This window comes from Rhizobium oryziradicis (assembly GCF_001939045.1).
GTDB classification, from domain to species: Bacteria; Pseudomonadota; Alphaproteobacteria; order Rhizobiales; family Rhizobiaceae; genus Allorhizobium; species Allorhizobium oryziradicis.
In genome coordinates, this window is record NZ_MKIM01000016.1 from 1 (window position 1) to 21,659 (window position 21,659).

A 21,659-nucleotide genomic window follows, 5' to 3' on the forward strand; every position below is an offset into this window, starting at 1 on the left:
GCAACTGGCCCAAAGCCTCGCCCAACAACAATTCGCAGCCGCCGTCAAATCCTTCGAACAAATCCAGTTCGTCAGCAAACAACAACTCCTCTACCTCGACAGCTTCCTCCCCCCACAGCTCCCCGACGAAGCCCAATACCCAAAACGCCCCCTCTGGATCATCCTCACAATCCTCGCAAGCCTCACCCTCTGGGCAACAGCCCTCGGTATCCTGAACCTAACACGCGCCCACCTCGCTCATTAAAGATATGTCCTGAAAGTCTAAGGGACTCTCAGGACATAGCCGCGAATGGATGAATGCGTCGTGCTGATGATCCGTTTCCGCCGATCAATCCAAGCCGTGCATCATACGCCCTTAAACGTATAATCCTTGATGGATTGTTGCTTCATCTCAATCGAAAAACCGGGGAGGGAGGGTGGCATATAGGCGGCATCCTTGATGATGCATGGATCAAGGAAATGCTCGTGCAGGTGATCGACATATTCAATCACCCTGCCCTGCTTGGTGCCAGACACAGCGACAAAATCAATCATCGAAAGGTGCTGGACGTATTCGCATAGCCCGACGCCGCCTGCGTGCGGCCAAACGGGCAGATCGTATTTTGCCGCCATTAACAGAACCGCCAGAACTTCGTTCAACCCGCCCATGCGACAGCTGTCGATTTGGACGATGTCGATGGCACCACCAGCAATCATCTGCTTGAAAACAATGCGGTTCTGGCACATCTCGCCGGTTGCGACTTTCACGGGCACGATCGCTTCGCGGATTTTTTTGTGGCCGAAGATATCGTCAGGGCTGGTGGGTTCTTCAATGAAAAACGGCTTGTAGGGCTGTAATTCCTTGACCCAGTCAATCGCCTGATTGACCTCCCAGACCTGATTGGCATCAATCATCATGAAGCGCTCATCGCCAATCACTTCGCGCACAATGCGCAAACGGCGCTTGTCGTCTTCGAGATCGCGGCCGACCTTCATTTTGATATGGGTAAAGCCCTGATCAATGGCTTCGTGGCACAGGCGACGCAATTTCTCATCATCATAGCCCAGCCAGCCAGCCGATGTTGTGTAGCAAGGATAGCCTTCGCGCTCGAGGGTGGCGATACGGTCGCGCTTTCCGGGTTCGGCTTTCTTTAAAATGGCCAGCGCTTCTTCTGGTGTCAAAGCGTCGGTCAGATAGCGGAAATCGACAATCGAGACGATGTCTTCCGGGCTCATTTCGGCCACCAGTCGCCAGACCGGCTTGCCCGCCTGCTTTGCCAACAGATCCCAAGCCGCATTGACAACGGCACCCGTTGCCAAATGCATGGCCCCTTTGTCTGGTCCGATCCAGCGCAACTGGCTATCGGAGGTGATATGTCGCCAGAAGCGGCCGGGGTTTTCTGCGATCCAATCGAGATCGAGGCCGACAACGAGATGGGTGAGCGCATTGATCGCGGCGCAGCAAATTTCATTGCCGCGACCAATGGTAAAGGTAAGCCCATGACCCTCCAGTCCCTGTTTCTCTGTTTCCAAAATAACATAGGCCGCCGAATAATCCGGGTCTGGATTCATCGCGTCCGAGCCATCAAGGCTTAAAGAGGTGGGAAAGCGCAGATCAATTGAGCGCAAGCTGGTAATTTTGGTCATGGGAATGGCCTTGTTTGGAGAAGAGATCAGACGTCTGCGATGAAGGTCTGCTTTTGCGTGCCGAGACCTTCAATGCCCAGTTCCACAACGTCGCCGGCTTTCAGGAATCGCTGTGGCTTCATGCCAAGGCCAACGCCGGGAGGCGTGCCCGTCGAAATCACATCGCCGGGATGCAGGCTCATGAACTGGCTGAGGTAAGACACAACATTGGCGACGCCATAGACCATGGTGGTCGATGAGCCGTTCTGCATGGTTTCACCATTGACGGTGAGCCACATTTTCAGGTTTTGCGGATCAGCAATTTCGTCTTTTGTCACCAGCCATGGGCCAATCGGGCCAAAGGTGTCGCATGATTTACCCTTGGTCCATTGACCGGCCCGCTCCGTCTGGAAGGCGCGCTCCGACACATCATGCGAGACGCAATACCCCGCCACGTAATCCATGGCGTCAGCTTCAGACACGTATTTTGCCGTCTTGCCAATCACCACGCCAAGCTCGACTTCCCAATCGGTCTTTTCTGATCCGCGCGGGATCAACACGTCATCATTAGGACCGCAAATGGCCGAGGTGGCCTTCATGAAAATCACCGGCTCTGGCGGCACAGTTGCACCGGTTTCTGCCGCATGGTCGGAGAAATTCAGGCCGATGCAGATGAACTTTCCTGTGCCCGCCACGCAGGCACCGATGCGGCTATCAGCGGCAATTTCCGGCAGGCTGGAGTGATCAAGGGTTGCGAGCTTTGCAAGGCCCTCTGGCGAAATGGCATCCCCGGCAATATCGGCGACATGGCCAGACAAATCACGGATCTTGCCGTCCTTGTCTAGAAGAGCGGGTGTTTCATGGCCAATTGGACCAACGCGCATGAGTTTCATGATAATATTCCTTCTGAGTTTAAATTGTCCAGCCGCCATCAATGGCGTAGGCTTGGCCCGTGGTATAGGTTGCACCAGCCAGATAAACGGCGAGATCTGCGATTTCGTCTGGGGTGCCAAGGCGGCCAATCGGCTGGCGGGCGATGAAGGCCGCCCGCGCGGCTTCATAATCGCCCTGCGATTTCAATCGATCTTGCAGCGATGGGCTTTCAACCGTGCCGGGGCAAATGGCATTGCAGCGAATACCTTGCGCCACATATTCGGCAGCAACCGATTTGGTGAGGCCAATGACGGCTGCTTTGGTGACTGAATAGGCGCAGCGGTTGGGCACGCCCTTCATGCTGGAAGCCACCGATGACATGTTGATAATTGCGCCACCACCGCGCTCTATCATGCCCGGCAATACTGCACGAATGGTGCGCACCATGGCGTGAACATTCAGATCAAAGGCAAAGGCAAGGTCGCTGTCTTTCATATCTAGCACCGAGCCGGAATGCACAAAGCCTGCGCAATTGAACAAAATGTCAAAAGGGCCGGTCTCTGATACCACGGCCTTGACCTCGTCATCGCTCAACACATTGAGGCGGCGCGTGGTGATATTGTGCTCAGCAGATAAATCCGCAAGTGCTGCTTCATTGATGTCGGTCGCAACAACCTGTGCCCCAGTGCGGGCAAATGCAAGCGCACTGGCGCGGCCGATGCCCTGGGCGGCGGCCGTTACAAGCACGCGCTTGTTTTCTAATGATATGGACACTGAATTTCCTCCTCAGATCAATTTGGCCGTAATGCAGCATGACATTATGGCAATTGGAAAGCCCATTTTGCGGATTTCAACCCTCTGTCCAACGGCGTCTGGATGCGCCGAGATGTGTTTGCATTGCGGCTTGCGCCAGCAATGGCTCGCGCGCTTCAAGTGCGCTTAAAATGGCCTCATGCTCATCCAGCGCTTCTTTCCACGATTGCAGGCTTTCGGTGCGGTCCTGCAAACGCTCAGCCAAAGGGCTATAGCGTTCATCAAACAACGAGCCGACAATGCGCTCAAGAACGGAATTGCCCGATTGTGCAACGATTGTCAGATGAAATTGCCGATCAAGCTCCAAGGGGCGGCGTCCCTGAGCCATTTCGCTGCGCATGCCCTCGATAATGCTGCGCAATGTGGCGAGTGTTGCAGCCTCCATGCGGCTGGCGGCCAGAAGCGTGGTGGAGCCCTCAATTACAATACGAGCCTGCATCAATTCGGATGGGCTTTCGCCAAAGGACTGGGTGACTGCAACCGGATGCTCACGCTCCAGAGCGACGTAAACGCCCGACCCCATGCGGATTTCGACTGTGCCGTCGATTTCCAGTGCAATCAACGCCTCGCGCACCGAAGGCCTTGAAACACCAAGCTGTTGGGCGAGATCACGCTCACTGGGCAGGCGTATGCCGGGGCCAAAGCCATTGCCCGCAATGAATTGCCGGATCTGGTCTGCCACCTGCTGATAGAGCCTGCGTGTTTCGAATTTTTGCTCCATGATGATCCGTGCTCGTGCTGAACCGTTATTTGGTGCCGTTGCTTGGTCGCTTTAATTGGCCTTACCAAAATGCGGAGCGTCTGGCAATAAATTTCATTTTCAAGCGGTTTCATTAGAAAATCTATTGAAGTTACAAAACTGGCTTGACCAATTTATTCTTGGGGGCTAATTCTGCATCAACAGTCAGATCGGCCTTGTGGAGGGGCTGGCGCGGCTGATGAGGAGGAGAGGCTATGAGCGCGTCATCGAAGCAGGTGGAGAACCGTCGGTCTCAGACGTCAAATGCTGCTCTGCCTATCCTTGTTCTCAATGGCATTACCAAGCAATTTCCCGGTGTTCTTGCGCTGTCTGGCGTGCAATTTGATTTATTGCCCGGCGAAGTGCATGCCGTGTGTGGAGAAAATGGCGCTGGCAAATCGACCTTGATGAAGGTGATCAGTGGCGTCTATCAGCCAAGCGCTGGTGAGATTGTCTATAAAGGCCAGCCTGTGGAATTCTCATCGCCGCTGCAAGCCGAGCATGCGGGCATTGCCATCATCCATCAGGAGCTCAATCTGGTCCCCCATCTCACGGTGGCGGAGAACATTTTTCTAGCCCGTGAGCCGCGCCTGAATACGCTGGGTGCCCGCGTGTTGGTGGATCGCAAGCGCTTGCGCACGGACGCAAAAATACATCTGGATCGCTTGGGCGTGGATATCAGCCCCGATGAAAAAGTGCGCAATCTCTCAGTTGCCCAATGTCAGATGGTGGAAATTGCCAAGGCACTGTCGCTGAAAGCTGAAGTGCTGATTATGGATGAGCCGACCTCCTCGCTGACCGAGCAGGAAACGAGACTGCTGTTCAAGGTGATCCACGAGTTGAAAGCCTCCGGCGTTGGCATTGTCTATATTTCCCATCGCCTCGATGAAATGGCCGAGATTGTTGACCGTGTGACCGTGCTGCGCGATGGCAAATATGTTGGCACCAGCGATTTTGCGGCCACCACCGTCGATGAAATCGTCTCGCGCATGGTAGGCCGCGCCTTGGAAGAGAAGTTTCCGGAGCGGATCTCGACCCCAACAGAGGACGTCCTGCTGGAAGCCAAAGGGCTGAACCGCGCCGGTGTGTTTTCCGATATTCATTTCAGCTTGCGGCGCGGGGAAATCCTCGGTTTTGCAGGCCTGATGGGCGCTGGCAGAACCGAGGTTGCCCGCGCGATCTTCGGCGCTGATCCGTTGGATTCTGGCGAGATTTCCTATCAGGGGCGCACGCTGTCCATCAACAATCCACGCGATGCGATTGCGGAAGGCATTGCCTATCTGTCGGAAGATCGCAAAAGTCAGGGTCTGGCGCTGAAAATGCCGGTAGCAGCCAATATGACTTTGGCGAATATGGAGGCGGTGTCCAATCGCTATGGCCTGGTGGACAACAAACGTCACGATGCCGTTGCCCGCCATTATGTTGACAAGCTCAATATCCGCACGCCTTCGATTCACCAACCGGTCCGGCTATTGTCGGGTGGAAATCAGCAGAAAATCATCATTGGCAAATGGCTGTTTCGGCAGTCCAAAGTGCTGTTTTTTGATGAGCCAACCCGCGGCATCGACGTGGGTGCGAAGTTTGCCATTTACAAGATTATGGATGAGTTGGCAGCCGATGGCATTGGCGTGGTGCTGATCAGCTCGGAACTGCCGGAAATTCTCGGCATGACAGATCGTGTCGCGGTGTTTCATCATGGCCGGATCACGGCCATTCTGGAAACGCGCAAGACCAATCAGGAGGAGATTATGCGTTTTGCCTCGGGCTATCAGGGGAGCCGGTCATGAAGGACAGTGTCGTGGCACCCACAGCGGACCAAAAACAGAGGCGGCTGAGTGATCGCCAAAAGGATTTGATCCAGAAATTCGCAGCCCTCGGCAGCCTGATTGTGTTGATTGCGATTTTCGCAGCCACCAGCCCCGCCTTTTTCAGCATTGATAACGGTATGACGGTGGCGCTTCAGGTCACCTCCATCGCATTTTTGGGCATTGGCGCCACCTGCGTTATCATCACCGGCGGCATTGACCTCTCGGTTGGCTCGGTGCTGGCCTTGTCGGGTGTGGTTGCCGCCATTGCGGTGCGCGATTGGCAATGGCCGGCGGCATTGGCAATGTTTCTGGGCATTTTTACCGGCACGGTCTGCGGTGCCATCAATGGCTTTGTTGTCACCAAACTGCGGCTTCCGCCGTTTATTGCTACCCTTGGCATGATGTTGATTGCCCGTGGTGTCGCCCTCCAGATTACCGATGCACGCGCCGTTTCTGGCCTGGGTGAGGCTTTTGGCGAGTTGGGCAATGGCGCTTTCATGCGCATGGTCACGATTGGCGATGATGGTTTTCCCAATGTCACCTTTCCGGGCATTCCCTATCCGGTGATCTTGATGGTGGTTATTGCTTTGGCGGTGGCCTTTATGCTGAACCGCTCGGTGCTGGGGCGCCATATCTATGCGGTTGGTTCCAATTCCGATGCATCGCGCCTGTCCGGTGTCAATGTGGCTCGCATCACTGTCTTCACCTATGTGCTGTCTGGCACGCTTGCGGGGCTAACCGGCTGCGTGCTGATGTCGCGCCTTGTCACCGGCCAGCCGAATGAAGGGGTGATGTATGAACTGGATGCCATTGCCAGCGCCGTGATTGGCGGTACCTCGCTGATTGGTGGCGTGGGCACCATTTCAGGCACCGCTATTGGGGCCTTTGTGATCGGGATCTTGCGCAATGGTTTGAATATGAACGGCGTTTCGGCCTTCACCCAACAGATTATTATCGGCCTTGTCATTCTTGGCACGGTCTGGATCGACCAGCTGCGCAATCGCCGCTGACATGCCCAAGACAGGAGAAAGAACAGGGGAGTGTTCTTTCACACAACGGCCTTTGCGCCAGATAACCGGAGGAGAACCTTATGAAAACGTTTTTGATTGCAGCTTTGGCATCCGTTGCCGCTTTGGCCAGCGTGCCAGCTAGCGCCGCTGAAATCGCGGTGATTGTGAAAACCGTCAATTCGACCTATTGGCAGAATGTGCAAAAGGGTGCCGATGCTGCCATTAAAAAGGCGGGTGGCGATTACACTTTGACCTTCCAAGGCCCGGCATCAGAATCGGCCATTGCTGACGAAGTCAACATGGTTGAAAATGCGGTGAACCGCAAAGTGGCAGGCATTGTGCTGGCACCATCAGATCCTGATGCGCTGGTTCCTGCTGTAAAGAAGGCCTGGGAAGCCCATATCCCGGTGATCGTCATCGACAGCCAATTGGCCAAGGGCGCTGACAAATATTACCAGTCCTTCCTGTCGACCGACAATAAGAAGGCTGGTGAGCTGTGCGCCAAGGCGCTGATTGACAAGGTTGGCACCACCGGCAAAATCGCCGTGATGTCTTATGTCGCAGGTGCAGGCTCTGAAATTGGCCGTGTGGGTGGCTTTACCGATTACATCAAGGCGCATTCCAAGCTGGAAATTGTTGGCCCCTTCTATTCGCAGTCGCAAATGGCAACGGCCTTGAACCAGACCACCGATATGTTGGCCGCCAATCCTGACCTCAAGGGTATTTTCGGTGCCAACGAGCCAACCGCCATTGGCATGGGCCGTGCCCTTGTGCAATCCGGCCGCGCTGGCAAGGTTGTGGCCGTGGGCTTTGATGGCAACACCGATTTGCAGGGCTTTGTGAAGGATGGCACGTTGCAGGCCATTGCCGTGCAAGGCTCTTACCAGATGGGCGAAAAGGGCATTGAGACCCTGATGAAAGTGCTGAAAAAAGAAAAGGTCGAGAAGTTTGTCGACACTGGCGTTGTGCTGGTGACCAAGGACAATATCGACAAGCCAGAAGCCAAGAACGTTCTCTATTGATCTCTCATCGGGCTGCACGCAGTCGTGCTTGCAGCCCTTTTTCAAGGATTATGCGCTTATGAAGCCGTCTGACATCCGCCGCCTTCCGACGATTGATCTCACTATCACCACCATGGGCCTTGGTTGTGCGCAGATGGGCAATCTTTATCGGCTGACCAGCTATGACGAATGCAAAACCGCCTTTGATGCTGCGTGGGAGCGTGGCATTCGCTATTTTGACACGGCACCCCATTATGGCCATAGCCGCGCAGAGCTGCGGCTGGGCACCATGCTGACAGATAAGCCACGCAAGGATTATGTGGTCAGCACCAAGGTGGGACGACTGATGCAGCCAGATGCGAACATTGGCGATGAAGCCAACGGTTTTATCAATCCCCTGCCCTTTCAAGGCGTTTATGATTATAGCTTTGATGGCATTTTCCGCTCGTTTGAAGACAGCCAGAAGCGGCTTGGGGTGATTGATCCTGATATTCTCTACATCCACGATATTGGCACGGTCACCCATGGCGATAAAAACGCCCATTACTGGGCGCAGTTGACGACAGGTGGCGGGTTCAAGGCCTTGAACAGCTTGAAAGAGCAAGGGGCCGTGAAAGCCATTGGCCTTGGCGTCAATGAGTGGGAAGTGGTGCGCGATGCCATGACGCAAACCCACATTGATGTGGCCATGCTGGCCGGGCGCTATACGCTGTTGGAACAGCAAAGCCTTAGCTTTATGAATGACTGTGCAAAGGTTGGTACGGCCATTGTGATTGCGGGTGCCTTTAACTCCGGCATTTTGGCCGGCAATCGTAAATTCAACTATACCGATGCACCGGCAGAGTTATTGACCCGCGTGGAAGCGCTGCAAAAAGTCTGTGATGATATGGGCGTAACCCTGCAAGCCGCCGCCTTGCAGTTTCCGCTGGCCCATCCGGCTGCGGTGTCGGTGGTGTCGGGTGCGCGCAATGGCGGGCAGATCTCATCCAATGCCGATTGGCTGGAAGAAAGCATTGCGGATGAGTTTTGGCATGCACTGAAGGCGCAAGCACTGATTGATCCTGAAGCACCGCTGCCATTGGCTGGATGATAAACCATGCGAATTGATGCGCATCAGCATTTTTGGCACTTGAAAGATCGCAAGGGTGAGTGGCCACCCGCCGAGCTTGCAGCGATCTATCGTGATTTCACGCCCGACGATTTGTTGCCGTTGTTGAAGGAAGCAAACATGGATGGCACCATTTTGGTGCAAACCATGGAAAGGGCAGAAGACACGGCATTCATGCTGGCTCTGGCATCTGAGCACGATTTTATCAAAGGTGTCGTTGGCTGGGTCGATCTCAGCGCATCGGATGCGCGTGAGCAGATTGCTCGGTTGGCCGCCAATCCTATGATAAAAGGTCTGCGACCCATGCTCCAGAGCATGCCGGACGATGATTGGATTGCCAAGCCTTCCCTTGATCAGGCGATTGCCACGATGATTGCGCTTGATCTGGCCTTTGATGCTTTGGTGATGCCATGGCAGTTGCGAGGGCTTTTGCAGCGCGTTGAGCGCTCGCCCGATTTGCGCGTGGTGATTGATCACGGCGCGAAACCCGAAATCGCGCAAGGCCGGTTTATAAATTGGCAAAAGGATATGGCAAGGCTTGCCGCTTACCCACATGTTCACTGCAAGCTGTCTGGTCTTTTAACCGAAGCGGGTGCACAAAAGCCGGAGGCTCTGCGCCCCTATATCGAGACAATTCTTGAGCTTTTTGGCCCGGATCGTGTTCTCTGGGGCAGCGATTGGCCAGTGGTGCGCCTCGCTGGCGATTATATGCGCTGGCTTTCGCAGTGTGAAGAAATTGTTTTGAGAGAACACCATGAGCACGTGTTTGGTGGCAATGCAGCCCGATTTTACAGGATATGATGATGCAACGTATGGGAATGGTGATTGGCGTCAAGCCGGATATGGTGGACACTTATAAGCGGCTGCATGCTGCCGTGTGGCCGGAAATTCTGGCGCTTCTTGCAGACTGTAACATCGCCAATTATACGATTTTTCTGCGCGAGCCTGAAAATCTGCTGTTTGGCTATTATGAATATCACGGCAGTGACTATGAAGCCGATATGGCCAAGATGGCGGCCAACCCTAAAAATCAGGAGTGGTGGTCTTTTTGCATTCCGTGCCAGGCACCGCTGGACACCCGACAACAGGGTGAGTGGTGGGCGATGATGGAGCCGGTTTTCCATATGGATTGAGGCGCTGTCGCGGTTTATATCTGTTCGTTGCGTGTGGAAATTTACCCAACGGTGACGAAAGAAGACAGTATGCCAGTCTTTGCTGCCAATCTGACAATGATGTTCAACGAATGGTCGTTTCTGGATCGGTTTGATGCGGCGGCTGATGCAGGCTTTTCCGCCGTTGAGTATTTGTTTCCCTATGGGGAAAAGTCGGAAGCCATCGCCGATCGGCTGACGCGCAATGGATTGACGCAAGCGCTGTTCAACCTGCCGCCCGGCGATTGGCAGGCTGGCGAGCGCGGCATGGCAGCCCTTGCCTTGCGCTTTGATGATCTGGCAGCGTCGATTGCCAAGGGACTGGATTATGCGCAAGCCGTGGGTGCAAAGCGTTTGCATTTGATGGCGGGACTTGCAGACCCCAATGATCCGGTTGCACAAAAGGCCTATCACCGCTCTGTTGTTTACGCGGCAGAAAAGCTTTCCGAGTGCGGGATTGCGCTTTTGCTGGAGCCGATTAATCCGCGCAATATGCCGGGGTATTTCCTTAACAATGTCGATAGGGCAGCGGACTTTATCCAAGGCCTTGGTTTGAGCAATGTTAAATTACAATTTGACATTTACCACTGCCAAATCATCCACGGCGATGTCGCCACCCGCTTGCGCCAGCTTATCCCCATGACAGGCCATGTGCAGATTGCCAGCGTGCCATCACGCCATGAGCCCGATGGTGAAGAGTTGAACTATCCCTATCTGTTTAACCTGCTGGACGAGCTTGATTATCAGGGCTTTGTCGGCTGTGAATATATCCCGAGTGGCCATACGCTGGATGGTTTGGGCTGGTTTAAGCCATTTGCACGGCGTTGAGCCGCAAAGATCGGCCGTCAGCATCAAACAGATGGCAGTTGGCGGGATCAACCTGCAAGCCAATGGGTGTGCCCAAGGCAGTTTGGTCTGCACCGTCCGTTTGCACAACCAGGCTTGTATGAGGATCGAGATCGACGTGGAAAATTGTCAGACCACCCAGCCGTTCGGCCAGCACCGCCTGCCCTTTAAAAACACCGCTTTGGCCGATGCGCAAATGCTCTGGCCTTATGCCCAACGTGATGGTGGCACCCAACTCTAATCCTTCGGTCGCGCAGTCAATGGTCAGCGTATTGCCACCGGGCAGGATGACGCTCACATCCGTTGCACTGACCTTTGCAATCTCGACGGCAAGCATGTTCATTTTGGGTGAGCCGATAAAGCCCGCGACAAACATATTGGCGGGCTGATTGTAGAGATCAAGCGGTGAGCCGACCTGCTCAATGTGGCCGCCATTCAGCACCACGATTTTATCGGCCATGGTCATGGCTTCAATCTGATCATGGGTCACATAGATCATTGTGGCATCCAGCGCTTTGTGAAGGCGCATCAATTCCAAGCGCATGTGAACCCTAAGTGCGGCATCGAGATTGGACAAAGGCTCATCAAACAAAAACACTTTTGGATTGCGCACAATGGCGCGGCCAATCGCCACCCGCTGGCGCTGGCCGCCGGAGAGATCCTTGGGCCTGCGATCGAGAAGATGCGACAGTTCCAGCACTTTGGCCGCCTCCTCCACCTTTCGTGCACGCTCAGCGGGGGCGATTCTGGCGATCTTGAGAGCAAATCCCATATTTTCGGCAACGGTCATGTGCGGATAGAGCGCATAGGACTGAAACACCATGGCAAGGCCGCGCTCAGACGGGTCAATGTCATTGGCCCGCTCCCCATCAATTAGCAGATCACCGCCGGTGATTTTCTCAAGCCCCGCAATCATCCGCAACAAGGTGGATTTTCCGCAGCCAGAAGGGCCAACGAAGACCACAAATTCGCGGTCCTCGACCTCAAGATCAATGCCCTTGATGACGTTAACAGCGCCATAGGCCTTGTGAACCTTTTGTAGCGTAAGATTAGCCATGAGAGGCCTCCTCTGAATGGATGTGGTTTTGAAAGACCAGACTGGCGGCCCCCACCAGGCCAGCGTGATGGCCAAGTTGGGCGGTCACAACCGGCACATCGCGATATGCGGGCATGGCGCGCTCACGCATCGCGCTGGCAATTCCGGCTTGCAAAAGATCAAAGCCATGAGAAATGCCACCGCCCATGACAATCATATCTGGCGAATACAGATGGAGCAGATTGGTAAAGCCAATGCCCAGCCACCGCGCTTCATCATCCAGCAGTTGTTTGGCCAGCGCATCGCCCTGGCGGGCGGCATCCACCACATTGCGCCCGCTGACATCGGCATTGGCAGACAGCGCGCGCATGGCTGAGCCATCAAACGGCTTTGTGCGCGCACTTGCCCGCCGACCAAGCGCTGTTCCAGAGGCCACCGCTTCAAAACAGCCAATGGCACCGCAAAAGCACCGTTCGCCCTCATGGGTAATGGTCATATGGCCAATTTCTGCCGCCAAACCGCGCCGCCCGTGCAGGATGCGCCCATCGGCAATCACACCGCCGCCAATGCCGGTGGACACCGTGACAAACACCATGGAATCGACGCCGCGACCGGCACCAAAACGCCATTCGCCAAGCGCTGCGGCATTGGCATCGTTTTCCAGCCACACGGGTGCGGAAAACCGCTGGCCGATGATCTTGGCGAGCGGCACATTATGCCAACCGCGCAAGGTTGGCGGTGCAATCACCATGCCCGCTTTGGGATCAAGCGGACCGGGTGCGGCAATGCCGATGCCCACGGGCACCTGCCCTGGATTTTGTCGCACGATCTCTTCCAGCAGGGAAAATATCTGGGCGATAATTGCCTCTGGGCCGTCCAGAGCGCGGGTCGGCTCAACGGCAAACGACAGAATGCTGCCTGCGCTGCTGACCATTGCGGCCCGCAGCTGAGTTCCTCCAAGATCAATGGCGAGGGCGGCGGCTGTCACTGAACCTTGCTCTCCAAGCCATGCAGCCATTGGATGCGGCTGTTGAGGTCTTTATCACCAAAGGCCAGCGAGCCGAGCACGACGGTTTCAGCACCGGCTGCGCGCAACAGCGGCACCGTTTGCTCACGAATGCCGCCATCGGCTGCCAGGATAATGTCTGCTTCGCGCCCGGCCTGCCTCATCAGAGTGCGCGCTTCGATCAAGCGATCACAGGCTTTATCAGACAGGCTTTGCCCTTTTACACCAATCGATGTGCCAAGCAGCGTGACCATATCCACTTCGCTCAAAAACGGTTTAACCGCCTCCACCGGCGTTTCCAGCCGCAGCACAACGCCGGTCGCAGCCCCGAGCTGTTTGGCAAGCGCAATGGCGCGCAAACCCGCCTCACCATTTTCGGAGTGAACGCTGATCAAATCGGCCCCGGCCTCAATAAACTGGCGGGTTTGCTCTTCGACAATCTCAGCCTCGACCATGAGGTGAACGTGGATGGGCTTTTCGGTCAAAGCAGCAATGCGCGCGACAAAATCTGGAAAAAACAGAAATCCGGGGGTAAAGCGGGCATCGGCCACATCAATGTGATGGAGATCGACATACTGTTCAATCCGCTTCAAATCGCTTGCCATATTGGCAAGATCGGCAGACCAGAGCGAAAATTCGCACAACAGCCTGTGGCGCGGCAGAGCCTTTACAATTGCTTGGCTTGATAAGGTGTTTGTGGAGGTCATAACTGGCCCTTTTCGCTGCAATGCATGGTGAGAAATTGGGTGATGGATTCTTGCGTCTGCGCAAAATGCAGGGCCTTGTCGGCTGCTTTCGCAGCCACTTCGACAAACTGCGCATCAGGGAGGGTTGCGGCCAATTCAACCGCCGTGCTGAGTGGATGAATGGCATCCATCTGGTTGCCGACAATCAAAGTTGGAATGGAAAGGGTCTCCGCCTCCGCTTTTGAAACGCCGGGGCCGTCAGACGCAATATCGGTCAAAACCTCGGCAAATGCGGTGGCGTCGTCGCGTTCAAAATAGCCCAGCAGGGAGGCGAGGTTGTCGGGCGCGTTTTGCTGCAAAGCCAATGCAATGCTGGAGGACGAAAACCGCTGTTTGGCTTCCTCGATCGGATAGGATTGCAACAAATCGGCAATCATGCGGATCGGCTGCATATTGGCAGGCTTTGCTTCAAACGACCACGCTGGCCGCACCAGCAGCAAAGCGCTGACACGGTCTTTGTGAAAATGGGCCAGATGTAGCGCAATGGCCGCCCCCATGGAAATGCCACCCGCAACAAAGCGCTCAATGCCCAGTTGATCAACGGCAGCCAGCACATCGTTTGCAAACATCGCAATCGAAAAAGGCCGCACGTCACCCAGCGTTGAGCCGCCGTGCCCCCGGCATTCCAGCGTGATGCGGCGCATGTTGAGAGTGTTGGGAAATGTTTGTGCCACTTGCGCAAAATCGCCGCCAAGCCCGTGTTGAAACACCACCGGCAAGCCCTGACCGGTTTCAACAAGGTTGAGCTTGGCACCAAGGCGCGTGAGAATGCTTTGCGCCATCACGCCACCAATCCGTTTAAAAACCGGGCCACCTCTGGTGCTTCATCGGCGCTCAAGCCATGGGTTATCAAGGGGCCATCAAAGCCGGTGGCTTTCAGGCGCGCGATAAAGCACGGAAAATCAACCACGCCATGGCCCGCCGTTGCAAAGCGGCCATCTGCGTATCGATCCTTGGCATGGGCCATGGTGATATGGCCGGCTGCGCGCTCAACCGCTTTGGTGACGATGTCTCTCGCCTCATCCACGGTTGCCGCTTCAAACAGATTGGCGGGGTCCAAAACGATCCGCAGGTGGTTTGAGCCCATCTCACTAATCAGCCGCATGGCATCGTCTGCTGAGGTGACAATATTGGCCTGCTCCGGCTCGATGCCGAGCGTTACACCAAAGTGCTCCGCAAGATCCAAGGCTTTTGCCATCTCACGCGCCATATCCGCCCAGGCGGAAGGGTCGCTATTGTCAGGATGATGCGCCCATTGATCAGAAGCATGGCGCGTGCCGGTGCACAGCGTGACCAGCGGAATGGACAGGGCTGATGCGGTTTTGATAACCGTTTCCAATTGCTTGAGGCCGGTGTCACGCACCCGTTGATCCGGGTGCGCCATGTTGTAGGTGCCGGACAAGGCCACAAGCGCAACGCCGCTGGCTTTGCTTGCCGTAAGGATCGCGGCGATCGTGCTTTGCGCAACCTCATCGGGCATGGATGGCAAGCCGCAGCAGGCAAGATTGAACTGGGTTGCATCATACCCGCTGGCGCGAACAGCGGTCAGCACGGCTAGTGGATCGGTGCCTGCAAAGGTCTTGGCAAAAATACCAACCTGCATCATACCGCTCCCGTTACCGAGGCAAGCTCAACGCGATTGCCGGTTTCCACCGAGCGGGCAATGGCAACCATGGCTCGGATGGAGGCGATGCCATCCTCCACATTGGCTCCGCGCATCGGCGCGCCGTTCAAAACCGTGTCGGCCAGACCTTCCACTTGCCTGCGAAAGAAATGGCCATCGGCCCCCAACGGTCTGCGACTGGTGGCGTCTTTCTCAACGAAAATATCCACTTCGCTGGCGCGGAAATACCATGGGTTAAAGGTCTTGGCGGTGACGGAGCCATTTTCGCCATAGAGCTGAAAGCCCTCGTGCCAATCCATGCGCACGGCAACGGTGAGATCAAGATGGCCAAGCGCGCCATTGGCAAATTCGGTTTCTACAAACCAGCAGTAAGCCCCTGCCCGCTCCAGCAAACGTGCGCGCACGGCGACAATCTCGCCACAGAAAAAACGCGCTGTATCGACCAGATGCGAACCATGGGCCAGCATGAAATATTGCCGCAAATCGGCCTTGGGATTGCCGGATGGCTTTTTTGCAAGCTTGCTGGTAATCGGCAGCGGCTGCACAGCATCGGTATTGGTGTAACGATGGGTGGAATCGCAATACCACGCCTTCATTGCAAAAATCTGGCCGATGTCATCACGCACAAAATCGCGGGCGGCTTCCAACGCCGGATCAAAGCGCTTCATATGGCCAACTTGCAGCACCTTACCGGATCGCTTGACGGCGGCGGCCAGCATTTCGCCTTCTTCGACTGAGACGCCGATTGGCTTTTCACACAGCACATGCTTGCCCGCATCCAAGGCCTTGATCGACATGGGGACGTGATAGGCATCGGAAGTGGCAATAATCACCGCTTCCAGTTCGGGATCGGCCAGCATGGCATCATAATCGCCAAACATTTTTTGTGGCTCATAGGTGGCCCCCATGCGCGCCAACAGGTCGGGTGCGGCATCACAAATGGCGTAAAGATCGGCGTTGCGCGCTTTGGCGCAACTTTCCAGATGGGCAAATTGGGCAATGGGTCCGCAACCAAGCACGCCCATGCGCAAGCGGCGCTGTTCTTTCTCAATCATCAACTTGCTCCTCACAAACCGTAATGGCGCATGGTTTCGCGGTTGCGCTTGACGGCCAAAGCCGGATCTTTCGTCGCAGTGTCGGATTCTTCTTCCAGCACCAGCCAGCCGTTAAAACCGGGTGCCTTGGCAACGATGTCGATGACCGGCTGCACATCTAACGCGCCCTCGCCCAGCATCGCCCATTGGCCATGGGCATCGACATCTTTGAGGTGCAGATAGCGAATACGGCTTTGATAGGTGGTCAGCGTATCGAGAATGTCGCTATGGCCGCGCAGGATATGGCCGGTATCGGGAACCCAGCCGACGGTGTGATCGAGCAGCGCAAACATCTGGTCGTAGTCTTTGCGATCAAACAGCAGCGTGTTGTGATGCGAACTTGGGTGGATGGCAACATCAACGCCCGCGGCTTTTCCAAGTGCTGTGGCGCGATTGTAAAATTCAGCGGCAATGGCAAATTTTTCATCGCGCGGTCCATCCGAGACAATGGTTGCCGAGCCAATCGAGACCAGAGCGCCGGTAAAATGGGCGGCAAAATCAACCCATTTTTGCGCAAATTTCAGATCATTCTTACGCTGATCGGCCAGCGTGAAACCCGTTTTGGAGCCAAAAGCAAAAGAAACCAGATGCAGCCCGTGCTGTTTGAGCGCCCTGGCGAAATTGGTGGGCCTTTCCGCATAATCACCAACCATGGTGTCGGTGATTTCAATGCCCGCATACCCACCAGCCGAAATGGCCTTGAGCAGATCATCTGCCGATCCGCGCCAGGCATCGCCCAGCATTTCCCATGTAAACGTCTGGCAGCCGACCTTTAAATCCTTGGTCATGGTCTATTCCTTGATTCCGCCCTGTGTCAGGCCTTCGATGATGTGGCGCTGGAACACCAGCACAAGAATGATGAGGGGCACAGTGACCACCGCCGATGCGGCAGCAATGTCGCCCCAGGGCACGTAATATTGGTTGGTGAAATTGGCGATGCCGACCGGAATGGTTTGGCTTTCCTGATTGGAGGTAAAGGCCAGCGCAAACAAAAATTCGTTCCATGCGGTGATGAAGGCCAGCAAGCCGGTGGTGACCAGGCTTGGCAGCGACATGGGCAAGATGATGTGCCACAAAAGGCCAATCACGCCCACGCCATCCATCCGCGCTGCCTCATCAATTTCGCGCGGCAGGGTCTCGAAATAGCCAAACAAAATCCACGTCACCAGCGGCAGGCCAAGGGCCAGATAGGTGATGATCAAAACCGTATGTGTATCCAGCAACCCAAGCTCGGACGCCAGCAGATAGAGCGGCCCCACCAATGCAATTTGCGGAAACATCGACACCGACAGGATCACCATCAAAATGCCGAACCGGCCACGAATATCCAGACGCGACAGCGCAAAGGCGGCCAGCGCGCCGACAATCAGGCAGAGCGCCGTGGTTGAGAGCGACACAATCAGCGAGTTGAGTATGTAATGATGCAGGCCCTTTTCGACAAAAGCATTGTAATAATGCTCCAGCGTGAAAGGGCTGGGGATTAGTGACGGCACCGGATCGGTCAGCGCCTTATCGAGCTGGAGCGAAGTGGAAAACTGCCACAAAAATGGACCAGCCGACCACAGCAGAATGAACACAGCACCGAGGAAGATCACGGCATTTTGCAAAATTGATCGGGTTGCCATCATGTTGTTCTCCTGATCTGGCGAACAAGAAAGACGCAAAACACCACGGCAATCACGCCTTCTGTCACAAACATGGCGGTGGACATGGCCGAGCCATAGCCAAATTGCAGGGTTGAAAACAGCACCTTGTAGGACAGGGTTGAGAGCGTCTCAGTCGAATCCGCAGGCCCGCCGCCGGTCAACACGTAAACAAGATCAAAAATGCGGAAAGCATCAAGGGCGCGAAACAGCCCGGCAATCAAAAGCGTTGGCAGCAGCAACGGCAGGCGGATGTTCCAAAAAATCGCCCAGCTTTTGGCACCATCCATCCGCGCCGCTTCCATCAGCGATTTCGGCACGGTTTGAAGACCGGTCAGCAGCAGCAGCGCCATAAAAGGGGTGGTTTTCCACACATCGGCAATGATGATGGTGATCAGCGCCGTATCCGGCGATCCGTACCAGTTCACATTCTGGTCGATCAGCCCCATATGCAGCAAAATGAAATTGATAATGCCGTGCTGGCCATCAAACAACCAGCCGAACATTTTGGAGGTCACAACGGTGGGCATGGCCCATGGCACCAGCATGGCAGCCCGGATCATGCCGCGCCCGGCAAATGTCTCACACAAGATCAACGCCATAGCGAGGCCGATCAACGTTTCGAGCACAGTCGATGCAGTGGTGAACCAGATGGTATGCCACCATGCATTCCAGAAGGCCGGATCAGCGATCAATTGCGTGTAGTTGGCAAGGCCAATGAAATTGTCGCTCTGGGTAATCAGTGAACTATCAGTCAGCGACAGATAAAGACCGTTGAGAATTGGATAAAACGACACTGAGCCAAGCGAGATAAACGCGGGCAGCAACAAAAGCCAGGGCCAGAGGGCGCGGGTCAGCGCCCTCCTTGCTTTGCGTGTCCGCCCCGCAACTGAGGCTGTGACCGTGAACGCCATATCAGGCCACGATCTTGTTGACTTGGGCCGCTGCCGCTTCCAGCTCTGCCTTGACATTGCCGCTCACCAAGGCTTTGGAAATGCTGGATTGCAGCGCCAAACTGACCTTGGCATATTCTGGCGTAATCGGCCTTGGCGTTGCCCCGGTAAACACGCTTTGCAGGCTTGCCATAAACGGCTGTTCTGCCTTCAGTTTCGGATCATCGAAGATAGCGGGGCGCGATGGCGCAAGGCCAAGGTTAAGCGCGAGGCGGGTCTGGGTTTCCGGCGAGGACATCCACGTGAGAAACTCAATGGCGGCCTCACGCTTTTTGGTGTTGGCATTGACACCAAGCTGATAGCCACCAAGGCAAGCTGCACTTTTGCCACCAGCGAAATGCGGCAGCGGCGCAACCGCGACCTTATCCACCACCTGCGAGGCCTTCGGGTCCTGCGCAATGGGATAAACATAGGACCAATTGCGCATGAACATGCCATCGCCTGCAGTGAAGGGCTGGCGCGACGGCTCTTCATCCCAGGACAGAACGTTCTGCGGGCTAATTTTGGTCGTGTTAATGGTGTCATACAGGAATTGGATGGCTTCAATGGCTGGCTTTTCACCAATCATGGCCGATTTGCCATCGGGGGCCAAAATGGAGCCGCCATTGGATGTGATGATTTCCACCGCATCACAGATCAGCACTTCGGCCTGCTTGCCCTGCCAGAGATAGCCAAATTTGACATCGCCTGCCTTTTGGGCGCTAGCTGCCATGGTGGCCATATCCTGCCAGGTCTCTGGCACTTTGCCGCCATGCTTATCAACCAGATCCTTCCGGTAGTAGAACATACCGGAATCGACGAACCACGGCAGCGCCGTCAATTTTTCATTATAGGTGCAGGCCGCGACTGTGCCGGGGAAATAGTCTTTGCGCTTGTCTTTTGGGAAATACTCATCCAGCGGCAAGGCCCAGCCAGCGGCGGCAAAACCTGCAATCCACACCACGTCCTGCGTAAACACATCGGGCGTGCCATTTTTGCGCGCCAGCTGCTGCACAAGCCCCTGATACACTTCGGTTGATGAGCTTGGCGGCGGCAGCTCAATGAACTTTACCAGAATACGATCTTGCGATTCATTAAACGCTTTTACCAGATCGCCAAGACGCTCCTTGCCAAAGAAATTGGCACTGGCGAAGCTGATTTCGGTTCGATCTGCGGCTCTGGCGGAACGCATACCCAGCGTGCTGGCGACGCCAAGGGCCGCGACACCGGTGGCTGCACCCATCAAAAGCTGACGCCGATCAACCATCATTGCATGGCCGACAGCATTGGAGCCGTTGGGCTCCTTCTTAAAATCATTCATGGTTCCCTCCCAGGACAACTGACGATCTCCAACTCCGCCAGTATTTCCGTATGTTTCACAAAAAATTGTCGCGCGTCAAGAAATAAAATGCTTTAATTCTAGTTGAGGTGCCGGGAGGCATGTGGAGGAGCGAAGACGTGACGACGACAATCAAGAACAAGATCGGCCTTGGCGTGATCGGCTGTGGCAATATTTCGATGACCTATTTGCGCAATGCGGCGCTGTTTGCGGGCGTAGAATTGCGCGCCTGCGCCGACATTAACGCCGAGATGGCAGCCGTTCGCGCGCATGAATATAATATCCGCGCCCTCAGTGTTGATCAGTTGCTGGCCGATCCAGAGGTTGATCTCATCCTCAACCTCACTGTTCCGGCAGTGCATTTTGATGTCACCATGTCAGCGTTGGATGCGGGCAAGCATGTGTTTACCGAAAAGCCTTTGGCAACCTCTGCTGAGGCTGGCCGAAAACTGGTGCAGGCCGCCAAAGCCAAAGGCCTGTTGCTTGGCTCGGCACCCGACACATTCCTGGGCGCTGCCGGGCGCCGCGCGCGGCTGTTGATGGAGCAAGGAGCCATTGGTAAGCCGGTCAGCGGCACCGCTTTCATGATGGGGCGCGGCATGGAACATTGGCATCCCAATCCACAATTCTACTATCAGCCGGGTGGTGGCCCCGTGTTTGATATGGGGCCTTACTATCTGACAATGCTGGTCAATCTGCTTGGTCCTGTGGTGCGGGTCATGGCCATGGCCACCAAGGGGCAAGATCAGCGCCTGATCACGGCGGAAGGTCCGTTTCAAAACACAAGCTTCACCGTTGGCACCCCCACCAATGTTTTATCGCTGCTTGAGTTTCAATGCGGTGCCACCGTGAATTTCGGGGCATCCTGGGATGTGTTTCGCCATTCCAACCATCCGATTGAGTTGCATGGCACAGAAGGCTCGCTGCGTCTGCCCGACCCCGACACCTTTGGCGGCACCGTCTCGCTTTCCGCGCGGGGCGCAGACTGGCAGGATTTTGACAGTGATCAACAGCTGTTTGGTGTGCGCAATTGGCCGTTTGATGCACCTGATCGTGCCAATTACCGCATGGTTGGCGTGGCCGATCTGGTCCGCGCCCTTCATGAGGGCCGCGCACCGCGCGCCTCTGGCGATTTAGCCCTGCATGTGCTGGAAATCATGGAGGCGATTTTGCTGTCTGGCGAAAACCAGCAATCGGTGACAATCACTGGAAGCGTTGCGCAACCACCCTTGCTGGGGGAAGACGAAGCCCGCAGTCTTTTGGTATAAGCTCGGTGGCATAAGTC

The 21,659-nt window shown here is 55.4% G+C and carries 22 protein-coding genes and 1 pseudogene; 9 read left to right on the forward strand and 14 right to left on the reverse strand.

From position 1 onward, the window contains the following. Positions 1–244: pseudogene (locus BJF95_RS23945) on the forward strand (capsule biosynthesis protein); the annotation flags it as partial. Positions 245–345: 101 nt separating this feature from the next. Here the strand turns inward: BJF95_RS23945 and BJF95_RS00285 are convergent. From BJF95_RS00285 to BJF95_RS00300, 4 genes are all read right to left on the reverse strand, one after another. Next, on the reverse strand, positions 346–1,626 hold the full coding sequence (locus BJF95_RS00285) for an L-fuconate dehydratase (RefSeq protein ID WP_075637446.1): 1,281 nt from the start codon (positions 1,624–1,626) through the stop codon (positions 346–348). Positions 1,627–1,652: 26 nt separating this feature from the next. After that, positions 1,653–2,498, reverse strand: a complete 846-nt coding sequence (locus BJF95_RS00290) for a fumarylacetoacetate hydrolase family protein (protein ID WP_075637447.1) — start codon at positions 2,496–2,498, stop codon at positions 1,653–1,655. Between the two features lie 19 nt (positions 2,499–2,517). Beyond that, on the reverse strand, positions 2,518–3,252 hold the full coding sequence (locus BJF95_RS00295) for an SDR family oxidoreductase (RefSeq protein ID WP_075637448.1): 735 nt from the start codon (positions 3,250–3,252) through the stop codon (positions 2,518–2,520). Between the two features lie 76 nt (positions 3,253–3,328). Beyond that, positions 3,329–4,012, reverse strand: a complete 684-nt coding sequence (locus BJF95_RS00300; RefSeq protein ID WP_075637449.1) for a FadR/GntR family transcriptional regulator — start codon at positions 4,010–4,012, stop codon at positions 3,329–3,331. Between the two features lie 233 nt (positions 4,013–4,245). On the opposite strand from BJF95_RS00300, the gene BJF95_RS00305 reads away from it, so the two are divergent. The 7 genes from BJF95_RS00305 (at position 4,246) to otnI (ending at position 10,936) form a co-directional block, all read left to right on the forward strand. Continuing rightward, on the forward strand, positions 4,246–5,817 hold the full coding sequence (locus BJF95_RS00305; RefSeq protein WP_075637450.1) for a sugar ABC transporter ATP-binding protein: 1,572 nt from the start codon (positions 4,246–4,248) through the stop codon (positions 5,815–5,817). Further along, a complete protein-coding gene (locus tag BJF95_RS00310; protein ID WP_075637451.1) occupies positions 5,814–6,848 on the forward strand; it encodes an ABC transporter permease in 1,035 nt (344 codons plus the stop codon). Before BJF95_RS00305 ends, BJF95_RS00310 begins: the two co-directional genes overlap by 4 nt. Before the next feature lie 80 nt (positions 6,849–6,928). After that, entirely contained in the window at positions 6,929–7,870 is a 942-nt protein-coding gene (locus tag BJF95_RS00315; protein ID WP_075637452.1) for an ABC transporter substrate-binding protein, read from the forward strand. Between the two features lie 58 nt (positions 7,871–7,928). Beyond that, complete coding sequence (locus BJF95_RS00320) at positions 7,929–8,939, forward strand: aldo/keto reductase (protein WP_075637482.1); 1,011 nt, start codon at positions 7,929–7,931, stop codon at positions 8,937–8,939. Positions 8,940–8,945: 6 nt separating this feature from the next. Beyond that, on the forward strand, positions 8,946–9,758 hold the full coding sequence (locus BJF95_RS00325; RefSeq protein WP_075637453.1) for an amidohydrolase family protein: 813 nt from the start codon (positions 8,946–8,948) through the stop codon (positions 9,756–9,758). 2 nt (positions 9,759–9,760) lie between these two features. Continuing rightward, positions 9,761–10,090 carry an L-rhamnose mutarotase gene (locus BJF95_RS00330; RefSeq protein ID WP_075637483.1) on the forward strand — a complete coding sequence of 110 codons (330 nt, stop codon included), beginning with the start codon at positions 9,761–9,763 and terminating at the stop codon, positions 10,088–10,090. Between the two features lie 69 nt (positions 10,091–10,159). Next, positions 10,160–10,936, forward strand: a complete 777-nt coding sequence (gene otnI, locus BJF95_RS00335; protein ID WP_075637454.1) for a 2-oxo-tetronate isomerase — start codon at positions 10,160–10,162, stop codon at positions 10,934–10,936. Here otnI and BJF95_RS00340 read toward each other — a convergent pair. The 10 genes from BJF95_RS00340 to BJF95_RS00385 are packed head-to-tail and all read right to left on the reverse strand — an operon-like array spanning position 10,914 to position 20,356. Further along, positions 10,914–12,011 (reverse strand): ABC transporter ATP-binding protein, encoded by a 1,098-nt coding sequence (locus BJF95_RS00340; protein WP_075637455.1) that lies wholly within the window; start codon positions 12,009–12,011, stop codon positions 10,914–10,916. The genes otnI and BJF95_RS00340 overlap by 23 nt on opposite strands. Further along, positions 12,004–12,978 (reverse strand): ROK family protein, encoded by a 975-nt coding sequence (locus BJF95_RS00345; protein ID WP_083638624.1) that lies wholly within the window; start codon positions 12,976–12,978, stop codon positions 12,004–12,006. Before BJF95_RS00345 ends, BJF95_RS00340 begins: the two co-directional genes overlap by 8 nt. Continuing rightward, on the reverse strand, positions 12,975–13,703 hold the full coding sequence (locus BJF95_RS00350; RefSeq protein WP_075637457.1) for a ribulose-phosphate 3-epimerase: 729 nt from the start codon (positions 13,701–13,703) through the stop codon (positions 12,975–12,977). The genes BJF95_RS00345 and BJF95_RS00350 overlap by 4 nt, the downstream gene beginning before the upstream one ends. Beyond that, positions 13,700–14,524, reverse strand: coding sequence for an alpha/beta fold hydrolase (locus BJF95_RS00355; RefSeq protein ID WP_075637458.1), 825 nt, complete (start codon positions 14,522–14,524; stop codon positions 13,700–13,702). The genes BJF95_RS00350 and BJF95_RS00355 overlap by 4 nt, the downstream gene beginning before the upstream one ends. After that, positions 14,524–15,345 (reverse strand): sugar phosphate isomerase/epimerase family protein, encoded by an 822-nt coding sequence (locus BJF95_RS00360; RefSeq protein WP_075637459.1) that lies wholly within the window; start codon positions 15,343–15,345, stop codon positions 14,524–14,526. The genes BJF95_RS00355 and BJF95_RS00360 overlap by 1 nt, the downstream gene beginning before the upstream one ends. Beyond that, complete coding sequence (locus tag BJF95_RS00365) at positions 15,345–16,421, reverse strand: Gfo/Idh/MocA family protein (protein WP_075637460.1); 1,077 nt, start codon at positions 16,419–16,421, stop codon at positions 15,345–15,347. The genes BJF95_RS00360 and BJF95_RS00365 overlap by 1 nt, the downstream gene beginning before the upstream one ends. 11 nt (positions 16,422–16,432) lie before the next feature. Then, complete coding sequence (locus tag BJF95_RS00370; protein WP_075637461.1) at positions 16,433–17,248, reverse strand: sugar phosphate isomerase/epimerase family protein; 816 nt, start codon at positions 17,246–17,248, stop codon at positions 16,433–16,435. A 3-nt stretch (positions 17,249–17,251) separates the two neighbouring features. Next, on the reverse strand, positions 17,252–18,088 hold the full coding sequence (locus BJF95_RS00375) for a carbohydrate ABC transporter permease (RefSeq protein WP_075637462.1): 837 nt from the start codon (positions 18,086–18,088) through the stop codon (positions 17,252–17,254). Next, complete coding sequence (locus BJF95_RS00380) at positions 18,085–19,017, reverse strand: carbohydrate ABC transporter permease (RefSeq protein WP_075637463.1); 933 nt, start codon at positions 19,015–19,017, stop codon at positions 18,085–18,087. Before BJF95_RS00380 ends, BJF95_RS00375 begins: the two co-directional genes overlap by 4 nt. Position 19,018: 1 nt before the next feature. Further along, a complete protein-coding gene (locus BJF95_RS00385; protein ID WP_075637464.1) occupies positions 19,019–20,356 on the reverse strand; it encodes an ABC transporter substrate-binding protein in 1,338 nt (445 codons plus the stop codon). Between the two features lie 137 nt (positions 20,357–20,493). Between BJF95_RS00385 and BJF95_RS00390 the strand changes: the two genes are divergently transcribed. Then, positions 20,494–21,642, forward strand: a complete 1,149-nt coding sequence (locus BJF95_RS00390) for a Gfo/Idh/MocA family protein (RefSeq protein WP_280950423.1) — start codon at positions 20,494–20,496, stop codon at positions 21,640–21,642. Positions 21,643–21,659 lie beyond the last annotated feature (17 nt).

What these genes read in the sequence shown, in the direction of transcription:
- BJF95_RS00385 (WP_075637464.1), bottom strand. Translation starts at nt 20,356, where the DNA reads ATGAATGATTTTAAGAAGGAGCCCAACGGCTCCAATGCTGTCGGCCAT.
- BJF95_RS00370 (WP_075637461.1), bottom strand. Translation starts at nt 17,248, where the DNA reads ATGACCAAGGATTTAAAGGTCGGCTGCCAGACGTTTACATGGGAAATG.
- BJF95_RS00325 (WP_075637453.1), top strand. Translation starts at nt 8,946, where the DNA reads ATGCGAATTGATGCGCATCAGCATTTTTGGCACTTGAAAGATCGCAAG.
- BJF95_RS00350 (WP_075637457.1), bottom strand. Translation starts at nt 13,703, where the DNA reads ATGACCTCCACAAACACCTTATCAAGCCAAGCAATTGTAAAGGCTCTG.
- BJF95_RS00355 (WP_075637458.1), bottom strand. Translation starts at nt 14,524, where the DNA reads ATGGCGCAAAGCATTCTCACGCGCCTTGGTGCCAAGCTCAACCTTGTT.
- BJF95_RS00330 (WP_075637483.1), top strand. Translation starts at nt 9,761, where the DNA reads ATGCAACGTATGGGAATGGTGATTGGCGTCAAGCCGGATATGGTGGAC.
- BJF95_RS00320 (WP_075637482.1), top strand. Translation starts at nt 7,929, where the DNA reads ATGAAGCCGTCTGACATCCGCCGCCTTCCGACGATTGATCTCACTATC.
- BJF95_RS00310 (WP_075637451.1), top strand. Translation starts at nt 5,814, where the DNA reads ATGAAGGACAGTGTCGTGGCACCCACAGCGGACCAAAAACAGAGGCGG.
- otnI (WP_075637454.1), top strand. Translation starts at nt 10,160, where the DNA reads ATGCCAGTCTTTGCTGCCAATCTGACAATGATGTTCAACGAATGGTCG.
- BJF95_RS00365 (WP_075637460.1), bottom strand. Translation starts at nt 16,421, where the DNA reads ATGATTGAGAAAGAACAGCGCCGCTTGCGCATGGGCGTGCTTGGTTGC.
- BJF95_RS00285 (WP_075637446.1), bottom strand. Translation starts at nt 1,626, where the DNA reads ATGACCAAAATTACCAGCTTGCGCTCAATTGATCTGCGCTTTCCCACC.
- BJF95_RS00380 (WP_075637463.1), bottom strand. Translation starts at nt 19,017, where the DNA reads ATGGCGTTCACGGTCACAGCCTCAGTTGCGGGGCGGACACGCAAAGCA.
- BJF95_RS00290 (WP_075637447.1), bottom strand. Translation starts at nt 2,498, where the DNA reads ATGAAACTCATGCGCGTTGGTCCAATTGGCCATGAAACACCCGCTCTT.
- BJF95_RS00360 (WP_075637459.1), bottom strand. Translation starts at nt 15,345, where the DNA reads ATGCAGGTTGGTATTTTTGCCAAGACCTTTGCAGGCACCGATCCACTA.
- BJF95_RS00340 (WP_075637455.1), bottom strand. Translation starts at nt 12,011, where the DNA reads ATGGCTAATCTTACGCTACAAAAGGTTCACAAGGCCTATGGCGCTGTT.
- BJF95_RS00300 (WP_075637449.1), bottom strand. Translation starts at nt 4,012, where the DNA reads ATGGAGCAAAAATTCGAAACACGCAGGCTCTATCAGCAGGTGGCAGAC.
- BJF95_RS00315 (WP_075637452.1), top strand. Translation starts at nt 6,929, where the DNA reads ATGAAAACGTTTTTGATTGCAGCTTTGGCATCCGTTGCCGCTTTGGCC.
- BJF95_RS00375 (WP_075637462.1), bottom strand. Translation starts at nt 18,088, where the DNA reads ATGATGGCAACCCGATCAATTTTGCAAAATGCCGTGATCTTCCTCGGT.
- BJF95_RS00305 (WP_075637450.1), top strand. Translation starts at nt 4,246, where the DNA reads ATGAGCGCGTCATCGAAGCAGGTGGAGAACCGTCGGTCTCAGACGTCA.